Origin of the sequence: Rhodococcus sp. EPR-157, from assembly GCF_001647195.1 — a bacterium.
Lineage (GTDB): Bacteria > Actinomycetota > Actinomycetes > Mycobacteriales > Mycobacteriaceae > Rhodococcoides.
Map to the genome: position 1 here is coordinate 1 of NZ_LVCV01000394.1, position 16,310 is coordinate 16,310.

17 protein-coding genes and 1 tRNA gene are annotated in these 16,310 nt (G+C 61.1%); 8 read left to right on the forward strand and 10 right to left on the reverse strand.

The annotated features are described in order from the left end of the window. Positions 1 to 121: 121 nt before the first annotated feature. Positions 122 to 751: a TetR/AcrR family transcriptional regulator gene (locus A2J03_RS17880; protein ID WP_082897913.1), complete on the reverse strand. Its 630-nt coding sequence runs from the start codon at positions 749 to 751 to the stop codon at positions 122 to 124. Positions 752 to 1,100: 349 nt separating this feature from the next. On the opposite strand from A2J03_RS17880, the gene A2J03_RS17885 reads away from it, so the two are divergent. Beyond that, complete coding sequence (locus tag A2J03_RS17885; RefSeq protein ID WP_231912585.1) at positions 1,101 to 2,474, forward strand: hypothetical protein; 1,374 nt, start codon at positions 1,101 to 1,103, stop codon at positions 2,472 to 2,474. A 72-nt stretch (positions 2,475 to 2,546) separates the two neighbouring features. Further along, positions 2,547 to 3,893 carry a dipeptidase gene (locus tag A2J03_RS17890; protein ID WP_068376453.1) on the forward strand — a complete coding sequence of 449 codons (1,347 nt, stop codon included), beginning with the start codon at positions 2,547 to 2,549 and terminating at the stop codon, positions 3,891 to 3,893. Here A2J03_RS17890 and bcp read toward each other — a convergent pair. Next, a complete protein-coding gene (gene bcp, locus A2J03_RS17895; RefSeq protein WP_068376455.1) occupies positions 3,882 to 4,355 on the reverse strand; it encodes a thioredoxin-dependent thiol peroxidase in 474 nt (157 codons plus the stop codon). The two genes, A2J03_RS17890 and bcp, sit on opposite strands and share 12 nt — an antisense overlap. Before the next feature lie 92 nt (positions 4,356 to 4,447). On the opposite strand from bcp, the gene A2J03_RS17900 reads away from it, so the two are divergent. From A2J03_RS17900 to A2J03_RS17925, 6 genes are all read left to right on the forward strand, one after another. Then, positions 4,448 to 4,669 carry a DUF3618 domain-containing protein gene (locus A2J03_RS17900; protein ID WP_068376457.1) on the forward strand — a complete coding sequence of 74 codons (222 nt, stop codon included), beginning with the start codon at positions 4,448 to 4,450 and terminating at the stop codon, positions 4,667 to 4,669. Positions 4,670 to 4,762: 93 nt separating this feature from the next. Then, a tRNA-Lys gene (locus tag A2J03_RS17905) sits at positions 4,763 to 4,836 on the forward strand. A 5-nt stretch (positions 4,837 to 4,841) separates the two neighbouring features. Then, the gene (locus A2J03_RS17910; RefSeq protein WP_082897911.1) at positions 4,842 to 6,221 is read left to right on the forward strand and encodes a DUF4365 domain-containing protein; all 1,380 of its coding nucleotides are present in this window, start codon (positions 4,842 to 4,844) and stop codon (positions 6,219 to 6,221) included. Between the two features lie 422 nt (positions 6,222 to 6,643). Next, a complete protein-coding gene (locus A2J03_RS17915) occupies positions 6,644 to 7,723 on the forward strand; it encodes a hypothetical protein (RefSeq protein ID WP_068376461.1) in 1,080 nt (359 codons plus the stop codon). Between the two features lie 293 nt (positions 7,724 to 8,016). Beyond that, positions 8,017 to 8,367, forward strand: coding sequence for a hypothetical protein (locus tag A2J03_RS30590; protein ID WP_156520438.1), 351 nt, complete (start codon positions 8,017 to 8,019; stop codon positions 8,365 to 8,367). Continuing rightward, entirely contained in the window at positions 8,364 to 8,921 is a 558-nt protein-coding gene (locus A2J03_RS17925; protein ID WP_068376467.1) for a hypothetical protein, read from the forward strand. The genes A2J03_RS30590 and A2J03_RS17925 overlap by 4 nt, the downstream gene beginning before the upstream one ends. A gap of 193 nt (positions 8,922 to 9,114) precedes the next feature. Here A2J03_RS17925 and A2J03_RS32090 read toward each other — a convergent pair whose 3' ends face one another. The 8 genes from A2J03_RS32090 to A2J03_RS31190 form a co-directional block, all read right to left on the reverse strand. Beyond that, a complete protein-coding gene (locus A2J03_RS32090) occupies positions 9,115 to 9,474 on the reverse strand; it encodes a mCpol domain-containing protein (RefSeq protein ID WP_068376469.1) in 360 nt (119 codons plus the stop codon). A gap of 50 nt (positions 9,475 to 9,524) precedes the next feature. After that, a complete protein-coding gene (locus A2J03_RS30595) occupies positions 9,525 to 10,265 on the reverse strand; it encodes a hypothetical protein (RefSeq protein ID WP_156520439.1) in 741 nt (246 codons plus the stop codon). A 765-nt stretch (positions 10,266 to 11,030) separates the two neighbouring features. Continuing rightward, a complete protein-coding gene (locus tag A2J03_RS17940) occupies positions 11,031 to 11,786 on the reverse strand; it encodes a prevent-host-death protein (RefSeq protein ID WP_231912586.1) in 756 nt (251 codons plus the stop codon). After that, on the reverse strand, positions 11,776 to 12,804 hold the full coding sequence (locus A2J03_RS17945; protein WP_068376473.1) for a hypothetical protein: 1,029 nt from the start codon (positions 12,802 to 12,804) through the stop codon (positions 11,776 to 11,778). The genes A2J03_RS17940 and A2J03_RS17945 overlap by 11 nt, the downstream gene beginning before the upstream one ends. Before the next feature lie 858 nt (positions 12,805 to 13,662). Continuing rightward, positions 13,663 to 14,118, reverse strand: coding sequence for a hypothetical protein (locus tag A2J03_RS17955; RefSeq protein WP_068376477.1), 456 nt, complete (start codon positions 14,116 to 14,118; stop codon positions 13,663 to 13,665). 26 nt (positions 14,119 to 14,144) lie between these two features. Beyond that, positions 14,145 to 15,434 (reverse strand): DUF6745 domain-containing protein, encoded by a 1,290-nt coding sequence (locus A2J03_RS31740; RefSeq protein ID WP_068376480.1) that lies wholly within the window; start codon positions 15,432 to 15,434, stop codon positions 14,145 to 14,147. Between the two features lie 273 nt (positions 15,435 to 15,707). Next, positions 15,708 to 15,878: a hypothetical protein gene (locus A2J03_RS30605; RefSeq protein ID WP_156520440.1), complete on the reverse strand. Its 171-nt coding sequence runs from the start codon at positions 15,876 to 15,878 to the stop codon at positions 15,708 to 15,710. Positions 15,879 to 16,052: 174 nt separating this feature from the next. Beyond that, positions 16,053 to 16,310: TolB family protein (locus tag A2J03_RS31190; RefSeq protein WP_442971375.1), on the reverse strand; the 258-nt coding region annotated here is incomplete at its 5' end.

Genomic DNA, 16,310 nt, shown 5'->3' on the forward strand with positions numbered 1-16,310 from the left:
GCGCTGCCTCAAACGTGCCATAGCCCGCGAAGTATTCGGCCTACTTGCACACCCACAACACGGTTGACAAACATAGGAGCATCATTCGGTCACCGGAAAGGGCCCCGGAAACCCCAAGTCCCTATTCGACGACGGACGCACCCGATCGCCGCGACTGCTTCTCCGCGACCAGGAGGTACGCCGTCATGATCTGCTTGAGTTCGGCCACTGCATCCTCATGACTCTGGCCGTCCTGCACCGAGAAGTTCAGCATCGAGTAGACGATGTGCACGAGGACCTGTGCCATCAGATTGCGCTTGGCGCGGGGAGTGCGAGGGGTCAAGGGTCCGAGCATCTTGGCTACCTGGTCGGCGAATTCGCGCTCGTGGATGACTCCGGTCGCGCGGGTGGACGGGGTGGATTGCATCGCGAGCCACACCTCGCGGCGCGACGGGTCGGACATCCACAAGCCGGCCATATGGTCGACGAACTTGTTGAGGAAGCGCAGCCAGTCCAGCGACGGAACCTCACCGTTGAACTCGGCGAGCTCCTGTTGGACTCCGACGAGATCTTGGCGGTTGAGCTCGCAGACGATCACGTACTTGTTCGCAAAAAACTGGTAGAGGGTGCCGATCGGTAGTTCGGCGCGCGCTGCCACTTCCTCGCAGGTGAACGATTCGAATCCGACATCGCTGAGGAGATCGCGCGACGAGGCGAGCAGGGCGTCGAACTTGCGCTGGCTCCGCTCCTGGGTGGGCCGACGACGGGGCATCAGCTCCTGAGTCTCTGCCGTCGATTCGAGAGCGGCATCGAGACGTCTCGCAGACTGGGCGCTAGCAGAGGACTCCACGCACCCAGGCTAGCGGCCTCGAGCGGTCGAACTCCACTACGCGCGGTTACAGACACCTCGAGACACCGCCGGACGGTGATTTGGCTGTCGATAACAACAACAAACCTTGTATCGGCGTTGTGACAGGTAGTAGGTTGTTTTCTGGTCAAGAAAACATTCGTTGGGTATGGTAATTGGATGAAGTTACGTTTTCGTGCAGGTTGTGCGTTGCCGAATTCGTGTCGGATGCGCAAAAGGTCGGGAGCCTCACCCAACGGCACAGGAGAACTACGTGGCGACCATTGGTCTATCGATCGAGTCAGGCGCGATCAATGCTGTCCTCTTCGACCTCGAAGCGGATGCCGTCGTGGCGAACCAGGTGACATCACTGGAGAGTGACGAGTCCTCATCGCTACGCACCGCGGTCGAGTCGATGACGGCCGTCGCGACGCGTCGGGACATCGACGTCGAGGCGGTCGGTCTCGTGTATCGGTCGGCCGACGAGCGTGACCGTCTTGCCTCCTCCATCGAGGCGAGTGGACTCGGCAACGTCCAGTTGGTCTCCGCTTCGACCGCGATCCTCGGCTGGTTGGCGCGGTCTCCCGAATTCGAGTTCGCCGACTGTGTCCTTCTCTACTACATCGGCCCGTCAGGCGTGGCGCTGTCTCTCGCCGACGCGACGAACGCCAGTCTGTCGTCGCCGAAGACCGCGACGCTCGACTCCATGAGCCCCGAGCGCATCGGAAGCACAGTGCCGTTGGCGTGGGAGGTTCTCGACGAGGCCGGCCGCAAGCCGGACTCGGTTGCATTGTTCGGTGACCGTTCCGGCAGCCGGGATTTGATCGACATTCTTGCGCTGGGACTCGGCGTTCCTGTGGTCCGCGTGAGCGATTCCGACCAGATCGCAGCACGCGGAGCAAGTTTGGCGGCCGCGGGCGATGCCGAGATGCTCGCCGCCCCAATAGCTACGGACCCAATCGTCACGGTTCCCGCCGTCGTGAAGCCCGCTGCCGTCGAGCGGGCCACCGAAGCCCCACTCGGTGACGAACCGGCCGCAGCGGCAGCGCCGCCCGCACCGCTGCTCGCGGCTCGAGTTTCATCGGTACCGCCGAGCGTGACGGAACCTGCGGTGACGGCCGTGCGAAGCACTATTGCGAGGAAGAAGCTCGTTCTGACTGCCGCAGTCCTGGCTGGTGTGCTGTCGGGGGGCGTCGCATTGGCGTCGACGCTTCCGCAGGGCGAGACGGTGTCGAACGAGGCGAGTGAAAATGAGCCGGAGGCGACCGGCATCGATGCCAGCCTCGTGGGCGCCACACAAGGCGTCGAGGCCACGCAGCCACCGCCGCCGACTGACCCCGCTCCTCCGGTGGTCATCGATCCCGTCACCCAGCAGCCAGTCGTCGCCGAGGCACCTGAGGTGCAGTGGACGATCGATCCGACAACGGGAGTAGCGCGTCCCGCAGAGGCCTTCGTACCGATTCCGGCGGCTGCCATTCCGCCTGCCGCCGCCGTGGTTCCGCGCTATACCGTCGAGCCTCCGGTATTCGCGGTGCCGACCTATGAACCCGAGCCAGGCAAGTCGGATGAGCAACTCCAGCAGGAGGCCTGGAACGAGCACTGGGCACACACGGCCGCGTGGTTGCAGCAGGAGATCGTCGGGAACTGATGTCCGGCGGTTCCATATGCGCTCAGTGACAGAATGGCCGAAGAGAATCGGTCGAGATGTCGAGGAGTGCTCATGTCGGATGTTCGAGCCCGGATCAGCGCAGACATGCCTCGTGCGTGGCGTGAGCTGTCGGACCTGGTGAAGTTTCGATCCGTCGCCGACGAGCGTCAGTTTCCCCGCGCGGAATGCGTCGGCGCTGCCGAGTGGGTCCGAGATGCGTTCCTCGACGCCGGAATCCAGTCAGCCGAGTTGATCGAGACGGTGGACGGTTCGCTGGCAGTCGTCGGGCATAGGGCCCCACGGCCGGGTGCGCCTACCGTGTTGCTTTACTCCCACTACGACGTTCAGCCGCCCGGGCATCGCACACTCTGGGGGAGTGAGCCGTTCGAACTCACCGAACGCGACGGGCGCTGGTACGGCCGAGGTGCCGCCGACTGCAAGGGCAACGTGATCATGCATCTGCTCGCGCTGCGTGCGCTGGGCGACGACGTCGGAGTCGGAATCACCGTCGTGTCCGAAGGTTCCGAGGAAATGGGGACCGGCGGCCTGGAGGATCTCGTCGAGAAGCGGCCCGAGCTGTTCGCGTCGGACATCATCGTCGTCGCCGACACCGGAAATGCGGCAGTCGGTCAACCGACGGTGACGACGACACTTCGGGGCATCGCGAACGTCGTCGTCCGGATCGACACACTCGAGGGCGAAGTCCATTCCGGGATGTACGGGGGACCGGCCCCGGACGCGTTGGCCGCGTTGATTCAGCTGCTGTCCACGTTGCGAGACGAGCACGGCGATACCGTCGTCGACGGTCTGCCGTCCGATCAGACCTGGGACGGGATCGACTACGCACCGGAGCGATTCAGAGCCGACGCGGGAGTCCTCGATGGAGTCGGGCTCGCGGGTTCGTCCTCGGTGGCCGACGCGGTGTGGGCGCGACCGGCGTTGACGGTGCTGGGGATCGACTGCCCACCGGTCGTCGGTTCTGCGGCAGCGATTTCGCCGACGGCATCAGCCCGCCTGAATCTGCGGGTTCCGCCGGGAATCGATGCTCAGCAGGCGCAGGACGCGCTCGCGGCGCACCTGAAGGCGCACGCACCGTGGAACGCTCGCGTCACCGTCGAACCGGAAGCGGTGGGTTCGCCGTTCCGAGCGCGTACCGACGGGCCCGGTTACGCGGCCCTGAGTGAGTCGCTGGCCGACGCATTCGGTGAACCTGTGGTCTCGGCTGGGCAGGGCGGCTCGATTCCGCTGTGCAACGTTCTCGCGCAGACGTTCCCGAAGGCCGAGATCATCCTGATGGGGGTCGAGGAGCCGCTGTGTCGGATCCATGCCCCGAACGAAAGCGTCGACCCCCGCGAGATCGAGAACCTCGCGGTGGCCGAAGCGCTGTTCTTGCAGAAGCTGGGGTCGTCAGACGGATAGATCGCGGCGGAGCTTGGCCACGTGTCCGGTCGCGCGGACGTTGTACTGCGCGACCTCGATCTTTCCTTCTTCGTCGACGAGGAAGGTCGAGCGGATGACGCCTTCGTAGACCTTGCCGTAGTTCTTCTTCTCGCCGAACGCGCCCCACGCTTGCAGCGTCGTCTTGTCGACGTCGGAGAGCAGCGGGAAGTTCAAGCCCTCGGCGTCGCGGAACTTGGCGAGCTTCGCGGGCTTGTCGGGGGAGATGCCGATGACCTCGAGGCCTTCGCCGTTGAGTTCGGCGAGGCTGTCACGGAAGTCGCAGGCTTGTTTGGTGCAGCCCGGTGTGCTGGCTGCGGGGTAGAAGTAGACGATGACTTTCTTGCCCTTGTAGTCGGCGAGCGAGACATCGTTTCCGTCTGCATCGGGCAGAGTGAACGCAGGAGCAGTGTCGCCGGCTTCGAGCCTGTTGTTGTCGGTCACCTGACGAGACTAACCGCGCGAGTCCGTCGGCGACGGCGAGTGCTCTACGCTCGACGATGACACACAAGCTTTTGCGACCAGTTGGAGGACACGTGGCCAGGGACACCGACAAGATCGAGCGCGAGATCGAGGCCGCTCGGAACCAGCTCGCCAGCACCCTGGACGAGCTCAGCGTTCGGGCCAGCCCCAAGAGGATCGCAGAGAACACCAAGCAGTCCGTCCTGGCCAAGCTGAACGAGCCGCCGGTGAAGTTCACGCTGATCGGTGTCGGCGCAGTCGTCGCCGTCCTCGTCGTTCGGAAGATCTTCAGCTGACCTCACAGGGCCCCTGAGCTGCCGATTTCACATCTGGCGGCTTCTCCTGTTAATGTTTCTCCCGCACCGCAGAAGAACACGCGGTGCGGATCGGCGCCATTAGCTCAGTTGGTTAGAGCAGCTGACTCTTAATCAGCGGGTCCGGGGTTCGAGTCCCTGATGGCGCACAAGAATGACCCCCTTACCAGCGGAAATGCTGGTGAGGGGGTCATCTTTTTGCGTGGGGAGTCAAGTGTCAGCCATCTCTTTGAAGGGAAAAGGATGGCTAGCACTTTTGGTGGGTATCGGTGTACGGCCAGGTCGCAAGGGCATTCCTGCTGCACCCCGATTTGACTTCCAGAACTCGCAAGTTGGGAGTCAAGCCGTGATCGCAGCACGTGACCGCATGTTCGAACGAAAGATTGCCGTCGGTGCTGGCACACTCGCAGGCATGGTGGGGATGGGAGAGCACGATGCGCTCGAAAATCGGTACACACCGAGATTCGAAGCACTGCTGAGTGAGAGCGGAGTCGTGGTCGGATATCGGCGCGACCGCGCCGGTATCGATACTGGACTCCACTTGTTCGCCCGTGAAGAGAGAACCTCAAAAAACCAAGATGGAAAGCCCTACTGGCGTGCCCTGGCCGGCCGGGTCTGGTTTCAGCTCAAAGGTATTCACGAATCGACGATGTCGGCAGACAAATTCCGCTCCGCCGACCACATCACTATCACGGTGGATAGCGAACACCTGAAGTTCTGGTACGCGGCACCTGAACCGGTCTACTTGGTCGTGTACATCGAGGCGGTCGACCTGTTTGTAGGCACAGATGTCCGTGAGCTGGTCGAGCGGCAGTGGGGCCAGTCGTTCTACGCCTCCATGCGTGAACGCAATGGCAAAGTCTCTGTGCGTGTTCCGACTACTGCGTTGATGAATCCCCTCCGAATTGCAGAATTGGTAGATCATCGCAGTATGCGCATTGACGGACCTGCTTTCCGAGGCCGTCCACTTGGGCATCGTATGGACCCGCTCCGATCCGTTCTTGCGTGCCCTTCAGCTGACCTCTGGCGCAGAATCGCGATGCGGATTCTGCAAGTTCACGACTTTCGCGAAGCATCGCGAGAGCCGTCCGGCGAGCTCACATTCGTCCGTGGAGTGCTCGCGCAGACCTTGCTGTGGCAGTCGCCTGCTCTCGCCGAGTACGGATACCAGTACGCCGATGATGTGCGCGATGAGCCTGTTCCTGAACAAATATTTGGCCGCACGTTCATAATCCTCGACTCCGCTCGCGACCGAACGGCACTATCCGACGAAGAGGGCAGGGCGCTGGATGGATTCCTCAACAAGGCGGCTGCCGACGACGCTTCCGTAGCGGTGTTTTTTCGTGGCCATGATCTCAGCGGTACAGGTGGACTTTGGCGCAGCACATTGCACGAGTCAGTGGTGGGTGACCGGAACGGCGGCTGGCGCCAGCTCGGACTTGAAGCTCTGAGTTCGCTAGTGCTGACTGCGACGCTCGTCTACCTGGAGTTCGCACCGGACCTTGACTGGGAGAACCCGCACTATCTCCACTGATGGCCTCCCGTCCTGTGGCCTCCCGTCCTGTGGTCGCCCCAGCAGTGGAGACGAGTCAAAGCGCCGGCAGGTCCGGTTAAACGTGTTTCCGGTCGCGCGACTTACCGGCGGCTGAGTGCCCAGACCGCAGGCGAGTGCCCCTTCTTGCCGAGACGAACAGACCGCTGAGGCGATGGATACAAGTAGGCGTCCGATCTGTGAATGCCAATCGTGTAACACCAAGTGTTGTGTTGGCTTACATTGTCGGACCCTAGGTGTAGTGTCCAAAGACAGACCAATGACCCCGATTCACATCTGCTGGGGGCAGTGGGACTCGGGGTCATAGGCGGAACTTGGCGGTTCTTGGCCAACTTATCCTCGTGTGCGGTGCGCGTCAAAACGAGGCGTACCCATTCCGCTGTCGCCCGCGGTGGGAGGAAGCCATGCATCAGTCCATACCCGCAACGAACGAGATCGCGCTGGTGCGCTCGGGCTCGAAAAGGACGCTCTTGCAGGTCCTTAAGGACGCGCGAGAGCGGATCCAGGTCAATGATGACGAACTGGACGAGGCGCGCCGCCGCAGGGATTTGCTGGCCGGCACCTTGAAGTCCGAGTTCGGCGCGGACAGCCGAACGTATGTCAACGGGTCGATCGCCCACGGCGACGCACTCACCCCACTCACAGACATCGACCTCGGCGTCGTTGTCCCCAACTCCGACGGCTCCTACGGGCCGTACGGCAGGGGACCGGCCGAGCTGCAGGAGCGAGCTGCCGCAGCGATCCGAACGGCCCACAAGGAGGAATTTCCCAACCTGCGCGTCTTCGTCGGCGGCCGAAAGCGCTCGGTATATGTGTCGTTCGGAGACCCTGTAGATCCAAACGTCGCGGACTTCAGCGCGGACGTGATCGTCGCGCTCGACTGCTGGACGGGGTCGGGGCTGTGGATCCCGCACTACGATAACTGGGACCGGTCCGACCCGGAGTCCCACACGGGTCTGGTCCGAGATGCGGCCAAGAGAAGCGAATACAACTACTCACGCACTGTCCGCCTGCTCAAGCACTGGGCGCGCAGACATTCGAAGCCGCTGTGCAGTTGGAACATCAAAGCCCTGGGCCTGGATAGCCTCACGGACTCGATGAACCAGCTCGACGGGATGCTCGCGTGGTTTGATTACGCCATCGGCGACCTCTCATGGAGAGAGACGCCAGACCCCGCAGACGTGGCCGGCGCGATCAGCATCCCGGGCGACCGCGCTGAACTGGTCACGAAGCTGAGCAAGGCGCGGGACAAGCTCGCCGATGCCATTTCGTTTGAGAAGGACGGCTACCACGTGCTCGCAGTGGAAGCCCTCGCGAGCTTCTTCAACGACAAGGACATGCTCCCACCACCGGAAACCAAGGCGGTCACGGCACAGCAGCTTCAGAGGACCGCAGACATGAGAGCGGCGCGGACGTCACGCGTTACCGTGGGAGACCGCCCGCAGACTCGCAACCGGACGCCGACCAGATCTTGGGCACCATGAGTTCGTCCCCGGCTCGGCGCTCGCGCCGCGGAGCCGGGACCCGCTCGGCGCCGGTCGACAAGAAAACACGCCCAATGTCGCCCAAAGCGCCGTTACCCGCGCTACGGCCGGGGCACCCCGACTACAGGCCCGCAGACTGGAGAACACTGTTTCAGCTGAACAGGCAGTTCGGAGTGCCCGACCCTTGGTACGGATTGTGCCCGGCGTGGCGAATCCACCTCGAGTCAGCTGCGCGCAGGGAGTTTGGGCACCGCCTGCAGGTCGTCGAAGGCCCGTATGCCCTGGAGTACCGCGTGCCCCTGGATGTGGTCGGGCCGACCAATCTGATCGACGCCTCGGTCGTGTTTTACGCAAAGCCGTCCTACGACACCTACGATCTGCCCGCGCAGGACTATCCCCGTATCTGGGCGCAACGCGGCCTGCCGTCCAAGCACCGGATGCCGGTCGACGATGCACTGTGTCTGTACTACCCCGACGATCCACCACAGCACCGTTGGACGGCTGACAAGGGGCTACTGGACCTGCTCGATCTCATCGTCGATCACCTCGGGTACGAAGCGCATTGGCGAGCCACAGGAGGCGACGGCGATGGCATCTGGCTGGGAGACGAAGCCGAACACGGTTTTGCCGGGGAGGCAGCGTGACATTGGTCGCCGATCACGCGGTGGAATGCGTTCAAAGTGCAGGAGCGGGGACTGACTGGTCGGGTTTCGCCGCCACTCTCCTCGCGGCGGCCCTTGCCGCAGTCGTTGCGGTGGTCGGCTACATCATCCAACGTAAGATCGCGCGCAGGAGCGAAAGAGCTGACCTGTACGCGGATGCTCTCGGAGCAGTCGAGGTTTATCTCGAGGGCCCGTACCGGATCCGGCGCAAAACGAAGGACCCGAACAACTGGTCTGCATTGTCCAGCGCACTCTCGGACTGCAAGACTGCAGTTTCGCATCACCAAGCATTGCTCCGACTGCATGCCCCGGCGGCAGTCGCAGTGGCGTACGACCAATTCGTCAATGCCGCGCAGCGGGAAGCAGGTCCAAAAATGACCGAGGCATGGTCTACGCCACCGTTGAAGAGGCCACGAGACGTTCCCCTCGGTGTCGGTTACAGGCGTTCCAATTCGGACGCCAGGCGGGCAGAACTCGTCGATGCCATGTCAACGGATCTTGCAGCGATCGGTTCGTGGTGGCGGTTGACCAGGTAGCGAAGAACCTGAAGGTCTCCGTCAGGGGAAAGTGCATTGCTACCGGGGGAACACCCACAAGTACTTGCATCGTCTCAGGATCACGTGGAACAGGCTCGAATCGTATACCTTCAAGGCGCGCTTAAGGTCTAGTGTGCTCTGTTCACTGAACTTCGCATTGGCTCGAAGATGGACCGACAGATGACGAGAAGGATCAAAACGTTCCGAACGTTATAACTCGCTGCTTGCCGGTTGATTTTGCCATACGCAAGGCAAGAAACGCGGACTGTAGGTCGTGACCCAATCCCGCGGATACTTTAACTTTGCAATTAGCATTCCAGTAATGTAAAAACTCAGAAAATTCTCGATTCGCCACGTCCGATACCTCAAACAACATGCTGTCACCTCCTAGCGATAGGAGCGACGCCTGTGATATTTCGTTCAATTTTCTAGCCAACAACTTGATCGAAGTCGTAATTTCGGCAGAGCGCTCTACGAATCCGTTCAGGTCGTTGCTCAATAGAAGTGCTTCGATTGTCGGTCCGATGTCGTCTCCGTCGATAATCGCAAACATGATTCCTGCCCTTTCTTGAGAAATTTGCTGTATTTCTTTCGTAAGTTCATTCAGTTGGTGTACTTAACGGCTTTGGTCGATTGTGGAAGTAGTGCGCCCAGGGCGAAAGCAATCGATACGGGGCTCGCGATGAACAGTCGTTCCGACTGAGTGCTGGAATGGGTATTCGACTGCATTTGTACAAAGAGGCTCCATTTTTCGGATATCCGCCTCATGATCAGGTTATAGATTTCGCTGTCGGTCGGCACTTGTGGCACGCTGAGTCGGAAGATTAGCGCCCTACCGCATACGTCGTTGGCGGTGACTTCGTACTTGCGTGATGCGCTTTGCTGTTGCCCTGATGCGGCAATCTTCGCCTCGCCGACCATCGTATCGCTCGCGATAAGGCAGACTATAAGGGCAGTTCGATGGGTTGCCTCATGCGGAACGTCGGGGAACGTAATCAAATCTTCAGATAAGTACGTACTCACTTCGCCGCCGTCGGATGTAGCGGCAGGACCAGTAGAAGTACCCGTCAGATTTATCGCTGGAGGTGTCGACGCGTTCAATCCGCGGCTGACCTGATTGACGGAGATGCTTGTAAATTGGGTTACGTGCAGTCTTGCAGGGTCATTGCTTCGGAATGTTTGCTGTCCGAGCATGTAAGCGTCCGCAAGGCTGCTAGAAAGGTAGAAAGATATATGGCTGGATTTATGTGACCGTTCTTCATTCAGTCGGGCTTCCAGGACTCGTTGCGCCAGACCCACTCGGAATTGATCGTCTAGTTCTCCTTGTAGATCATTGATGTTCAAGTAGAAAAAATTAACATGTTGTCGTCGGGCTTGCGAGGCCGTGTGTAGCAGTTCCCTGTCCGACCAATTTGAGGTTGTAGTGGGTGGAAGGAAAATTGCGACACCGACGCCTGATCGAGCATTGAGATTTATCCATGTAACCGCAAGAATTGTAAGTCCCACGACGAAAATAGAGGCCATGGTCCAGTTCGAACCGGGGAGTATTTTTATCAATTCCGGCAATGTACCCGCTATAAGAGCAGCGCCCATCGCCGAAAGAAGTACAAGGAGCCTAGACCTGTCTTCTGACAGAGCAGCTCGCACTTGTTTGAGCATTCGCTTCAATGTGTTGGCTTTCTGTGTTGTCGACTGCGTGGTCTCCCTGTAGTGGCTCTGTCTACCATGAGGCAGATTTGCGGCTGCCGTCGCCAGCCCAGACGGCCGGTTGTAGACCACGGCCACCCAGGTGGTCAATTGCCGCCTGCGGGTCGAGGGCAGTGCAGAAGGCGAGGGTGCGGAACTGGTGCTCCGTAGATGGCACACTGCTGTGGCACCATCGCGGGGTTGTGCGCTCGTTTCTTCACTGGAAGAACGGTGTCGCCCGAGCTCAGGTGAGACATCAATGGAATCGACACGTTCTGGCCCCAGGGTATTCGAACCATGGATCCAACGTAAGAGTTCGACCAACTATCCTCCGGCAAACTCCGACCAGCAACGCGCTGGCTCTTATCGATCGCGCAGCGTCCTGCTTTAGATGTAGCCCGCCGCGCCTTGTTCGGCCGGTGGTTACCTGTGTGTCGCGTCGGTCAGCATCTCGGCGACGAGTTCGAGGTCGTCGATGGTGATGTCTTGACCGCCGACTGCGTGAATCCACCTCAGAGCCTTGTCTCGACGTTGAATTAGCCATAAGTCGATGTGGATCCATATGTCCTGTGCGACAGCTTGTTCAACTGAACTGATCTGTTCGAGCGCTATCGGTCGGGTTGCGTCGTCGAGAGTGAGTTGGAGGATGTCGAGTAGGTCAGTGCCTTGTTTGGCTTCGGAGCGGTTCATGATTGCTTGGAGTTTCATGGCTATCAGTGGGCCTGGTTCTGCGACCAGCGCACTGACTGCGATCGGCGGGTCTTTCGGTGATCGAATAGCTGTGATGGTCAGCTCGGTTGCGGTGTCGTTCGCCCATGCGTGGGCTGAGGCGTGGAGGCGGTCGCCGGGATCGTCGCTGGGGTGGTCGAGTTCGACTTGCCGGATTTCGAGGACGTCTACTTTGACCGGACCGCGCACCGTAGGAACGAGGACGGCAGCCGGTTCTACAGAGACCGCTCCGGCGGAGCCTCGGAGGACTTCGAGGTGTGGGATCGACCCGAGACGTCGATCCACGACGTCGAGGTCGACGGTGGCACGGTAGGGGCGAGAGAGGCGGGACAGCACGGCGAGGCCGCCGACGATCACCGGTCGGCAGCCGAGGATTTCGCTGACTACGGAGACTCCGTGCACGACCGCAGTCATTGCCTCACCGACGAAGACGACGTCTTTACCAGACACGGGTCCACCCGTCGGGCGTCCATGTGCCGAGGATTTCTCGGCCTCGGTCGGCGTCTTGTGCGAGGTCGAGTGCGACGAACACGGGATGTGCGAGTGGCCATTCGAGGGTGTTGGTGTCGAGCTCGATCCGTTGCTGCGCTACTGCGGGAACGGGCGCGACACGCACGGAGGCTTGGGCGGTTGCGGCGGTCTCTGCGGCTCCGAGCAGCGTGACCGCGCGGCGGACGACTGTCTGGTCAGGGACAAAGAAGTCTAGCCGTTGGTCTGCGCGGAAAGCGACGGATGCGCCGTACACGGCTGCAGCTGCTGCGTCGGTCAGTGCCCACCCTGGTTGGGTGTCGGGGGAGTCGAGCCCCAGTCGCAGCGGTCGCTGTTCGGTCGCGTCGCCCGGTGATGGTAAGCGCAAGAGGTGTGTACGCGAGCTGGTCCAGTGGTGAGCTGCGAGCCAAAATAGCTCGGTGCCGGAGAGGCTGTTCTTCGCGTCGATGAGATTCTCTCGTCGCATGGCACCGAGGATTTCGGAGATGGTGCTGGGGGAGCGACCGAGTTCGCGCGCCAATTCGCGGACTGTAAGGGTGCGGTCCGGTTGGGTGAGGACGGCACATGCAACTTCGATTCCGGCTTTTCCAGTGAGCGCAGAGGATCGCTGACCCCGGCCCTGGATCGGTGTGATGTCGGTGTCGAGGATCAATGTTCGCGTCCGTATCGCGGTCCGGCCGCGCAGGTCCAGGTAGCCGGCCCCGTGGTCGAGCAGTACGTCGCGGGCCGCGGCGGTGATTCGGTCGGCGACGACGAACAGTGTTGCCTTCATGTACTTGTTCTTCGTGCCGACGATCAACTGTGTCGCCACCAGGTCGGTGACCAGTGAGCGGTACTTCACGATGAGAGGCAAGTTGATGGTGTCGGGTTCGAGTATTACCTCGACGCTGTCGTCGGGTGACGCAGAATCAGTGTGTGCAGCGATGCCCAAAGCGGTGAACGTGTCGATCACGTGCGCTTCGGCGTCGGTCGCTTTCATCTGTTGAGGATCGCATGCTGTTCGGTGTTCGGTCAATACCGAACACCGAACATGCTTTGCTGGGCAGAGCCCGCGATATCGGCACCGGACGCGTGTACGTGAATGCGATGCACAGTTGCGGCCGTTGCGGAGGTCGGGTCATCTTTTTGGATGCGGTGGGTTCGAGTGTCTACTTGGGCGATCGTGATCTTGGCGGGACGGGGGGCTTGCGGTGGACTCGACAGGGTCATCATTTTCTCATCTTTTCGAGTTGTATACCTCTGGATCCAGTTGGACGGCGGTGGTCTCTCGACTTCCTGAATCCCCATCTCAGCGAATGTGTGCGGACATGGGTGGTTCCATACACATTGTGTTCGCTTCAACAGTGGGTCCGGGGTTCGAATCCCTGATGGCGCACACCAAGTGCCCCTGAGCAGCGAATACGCTGGTCAGGAGCACTTTTGTTGCCTTGAGAAGCTTGGGGATGCCCAAGATCCACGAAGATCGCTAACCCTGTGACCTGCGAGTTTGTAAGCGCACTATGGCCATAGAAGACCTGACTCTCAATCGCAATTGCGGGAGTCAGGTGCCGGCTGCCATCCTGCTGACCTGCGAATCTTGGGGCGGATTCGCCCCGCCGGGTAGCTGATGGACGCTTGTGGACGCTCCAGTCATCGCTTACTCATCTTTTGAGCTTCACAATCGCACGCGGCCAGTTTCCGTGGGTATCCGCGGCAGTTGCTTGAGCCGGTTGAAAGGGTTCCCGCGCTGCATGTGCTCAGTCCAGGTGCACCCCCCACCGGGCTGCCTGTTTGCTCGACAGTCGTTGGGCTACAGCCGGTGGTAGCACTCAGTCACACCACTGCGGCGGAGCCGCACTCAGTCGGCGACCAACTGCGCCGACTCGAAGTACCCACCTCGACCACGCTCACGTTGCCTGCCGATGACGTAGCGACCCGGGGCAATTCCGGTGGCTCCGTGTTCGGGGTGGATCAGGTAGGCGGTCACCGTGTTGTCGAGAATTCCGAGCGCCAGACGCCGCGTATCGCTCACCGGTGTCGACCACGTGCATCGGCCGCCGTCGGCTACAAGGCTGTGCGGATTTCCGCCGGCTGCGCTGCGCAGCAACTCGATTCCGGACAGGGGCACGTCGTCGATTCGAGTCCACACTCCGGTGGAGACGACGCCTTCGAGCAGCGCATACGGAACGACGATGAGGTCGCCTTGGGCTTGCATGCCGTCGATGATCGGCACCGAAATTTCTTTGTCGAGATAGTCGAAGACATCGAGGCCGGTCATCGTTGTCAATGTGGACAGGGTCATGTTCTGGTTCATCTGAGTCACCTTGTGTGAGAGTAGGTTCAGGTTCGGCGGAGCAATTGTGCGTAGTTTTCTCCGCTGAGGCCGTAGGTCCAGCCTGCGGCGTCGAGTGCCGAGGAGAATTCACCTGGAACGTGCAGGCCGTAGCGTCTGCGCTGGCCGTCGCGTTCGCGAGACCCATTGACAGCGAGAAGCACTCGACCTTCGCCACCCCAGCCGGCAGGGGTGGCGAACAGCTGCAGGGTGCAGCCGTCGTTGCCTGGGTCGTGGGCGGTGTCGACCAGGGCGAGTCCTGCAGCGTCGATGTAGTTGTCCCACCCGATGCGTTCGATTGCGGAGCGGCGGATCTCGACGTTGCGTTCGACGGTGATGCGTTCGACGCTCGGGTCGAGTACCACCCAATCCGGCACAATCGTGCCGTTCAGGACGTATGCCGCACTGCCGTCAGCGAAGTGGATCGCCGGTTCGTCGTGGTGGTGCAGCCGTCGTTCACCGTGTACTCGATCGGGAATGGGTTCGGAGTGCAGCACGGTCGGTCGTTCGGACATGACGCAGACCTCGTCGAACGCCCACCACCATCCCGTCGATTCGGTCAGGTCAACAAGTGCGTCGAGCAGTTCGTTGTCCTGTGGTTGGAAGGTTGCGAGACCCAGGCTGCGGTAGATGTCGTAGTACGCGATGCGGTGTGCTTCCTGCTGGCCGTACCAGGGGATTCCGCCGACGAGGGCAGGAATCAGTGTCCTGATGGCGGCTGCAACGCCGTCGAACAGGCTGGTGTGCAATGAGTCCCATACCGTCGATCGAATGATCGGGTTGAGTCCGATGCCCGCGCGGACCGACACTTCGGGTGGCTGATTTCGTACTGTAGCCGCTGTGCGACCTTGGGCTGCTCTGAGCGCCTGAGACCGGATCGTCATCGGCCACCGGGGTGGTGGCCGTTCGCTCACCGGCAGCCGGATGCATGCGTCCATTCGGGAGCGTGAAGCGGAGAGCAATGTTGCGATGCGAGCCGATGCACAGGTGGGGCCTTCGACGGCAAAGGTTACAGCGGAAGCCAGGTTGTCTCCGGCGATGCGGGCCGCTGCAGCTGCCGGAGACGGTTCCCATACGAATCGAGGAACGGGGAGGTCGGCATGTCGATACAGCTGAGCCACAGCAGATTCGGCAGAGTGTCGATCCGATGGTCCGGCGCGCATTCCGTGACCGAGATAGGTGTCGCGCATGGATACGACACTGCGGATGGATACGGCACTGCGGATGAGTTCTGAATGGGGGTCTTCGGTGAATGTCCCGTGCGACGAAGACGTCGAGGGGATCTGCACGGCGCTCACGCGATGGAGGCTGTGTCAGCCTTTCCGGTAGTCATGGAAACAGCCTGACACAAATGTTGCGCCGCCGCTAGTGGTGCGCCTGAGTATTCCAGGCGGGCTGTTGCAAACCCTGCAAATCAAAAGTGGTCGTAGTTCGTCAGTGCTCGGTGCTCCGATGCCGGCGCAGAGGACGCAGCCGGGGTGAGGATGCCCTGACGGCGACGTACTGACGTAAAGACGTGATTATCGGCTGTCGAGGCGCGTTCTTGGCGACGGCGGCTGCGGATTCGGTGGTCAAGCGAGGCCCGGGTCGGGATCGACTGCAAGTTCGAGGTCTGGTTCTGCGGCAACCCAGTCCGACAGCTGCACGAACAGCATTTTCACCGTCGTCAGTGCGTGACAGCCAACTTCACCGAGCACGTTCCAGTCACCGCTACCGCGGACGCCCGTGCCTATATCGATCACGTCTTGGCCGGACTATTCTCGCGGGCGATTGTCGCCCGCGGTGGTCGACATAGCCAGTAGCAGAAACTCGGCGCATATACTGGCCCGGGTCTCAGATTCCTCGGCGTAATCGATCTTGCGGATTGGACGCGTGGGGAAATCGAGCGAACCCAAGAGTGCAACGTAGCTTGCGGGTCAACGTCCCCCGCCCACGGTCGGCATCTGACCGCTGAGAGAGCGTGGAGTCAGCCGTTTCTGGTCGGACCCGTCGGGGTTCATCGATGCAATCTCAGGCTGGGAGCCTGTAGCGACGTCGGTCACCAGTTCACCCGTCTGTGTGACCGCCCGGTCGTACAGGATGCGCGAGCCGTCGGGCGTGAACTTCGGATGTACGGCGTAGGTAACGGTGAGAGGAGTGATCTCCCCGCCGCCGGAGGGCATCGCGTAGATCTC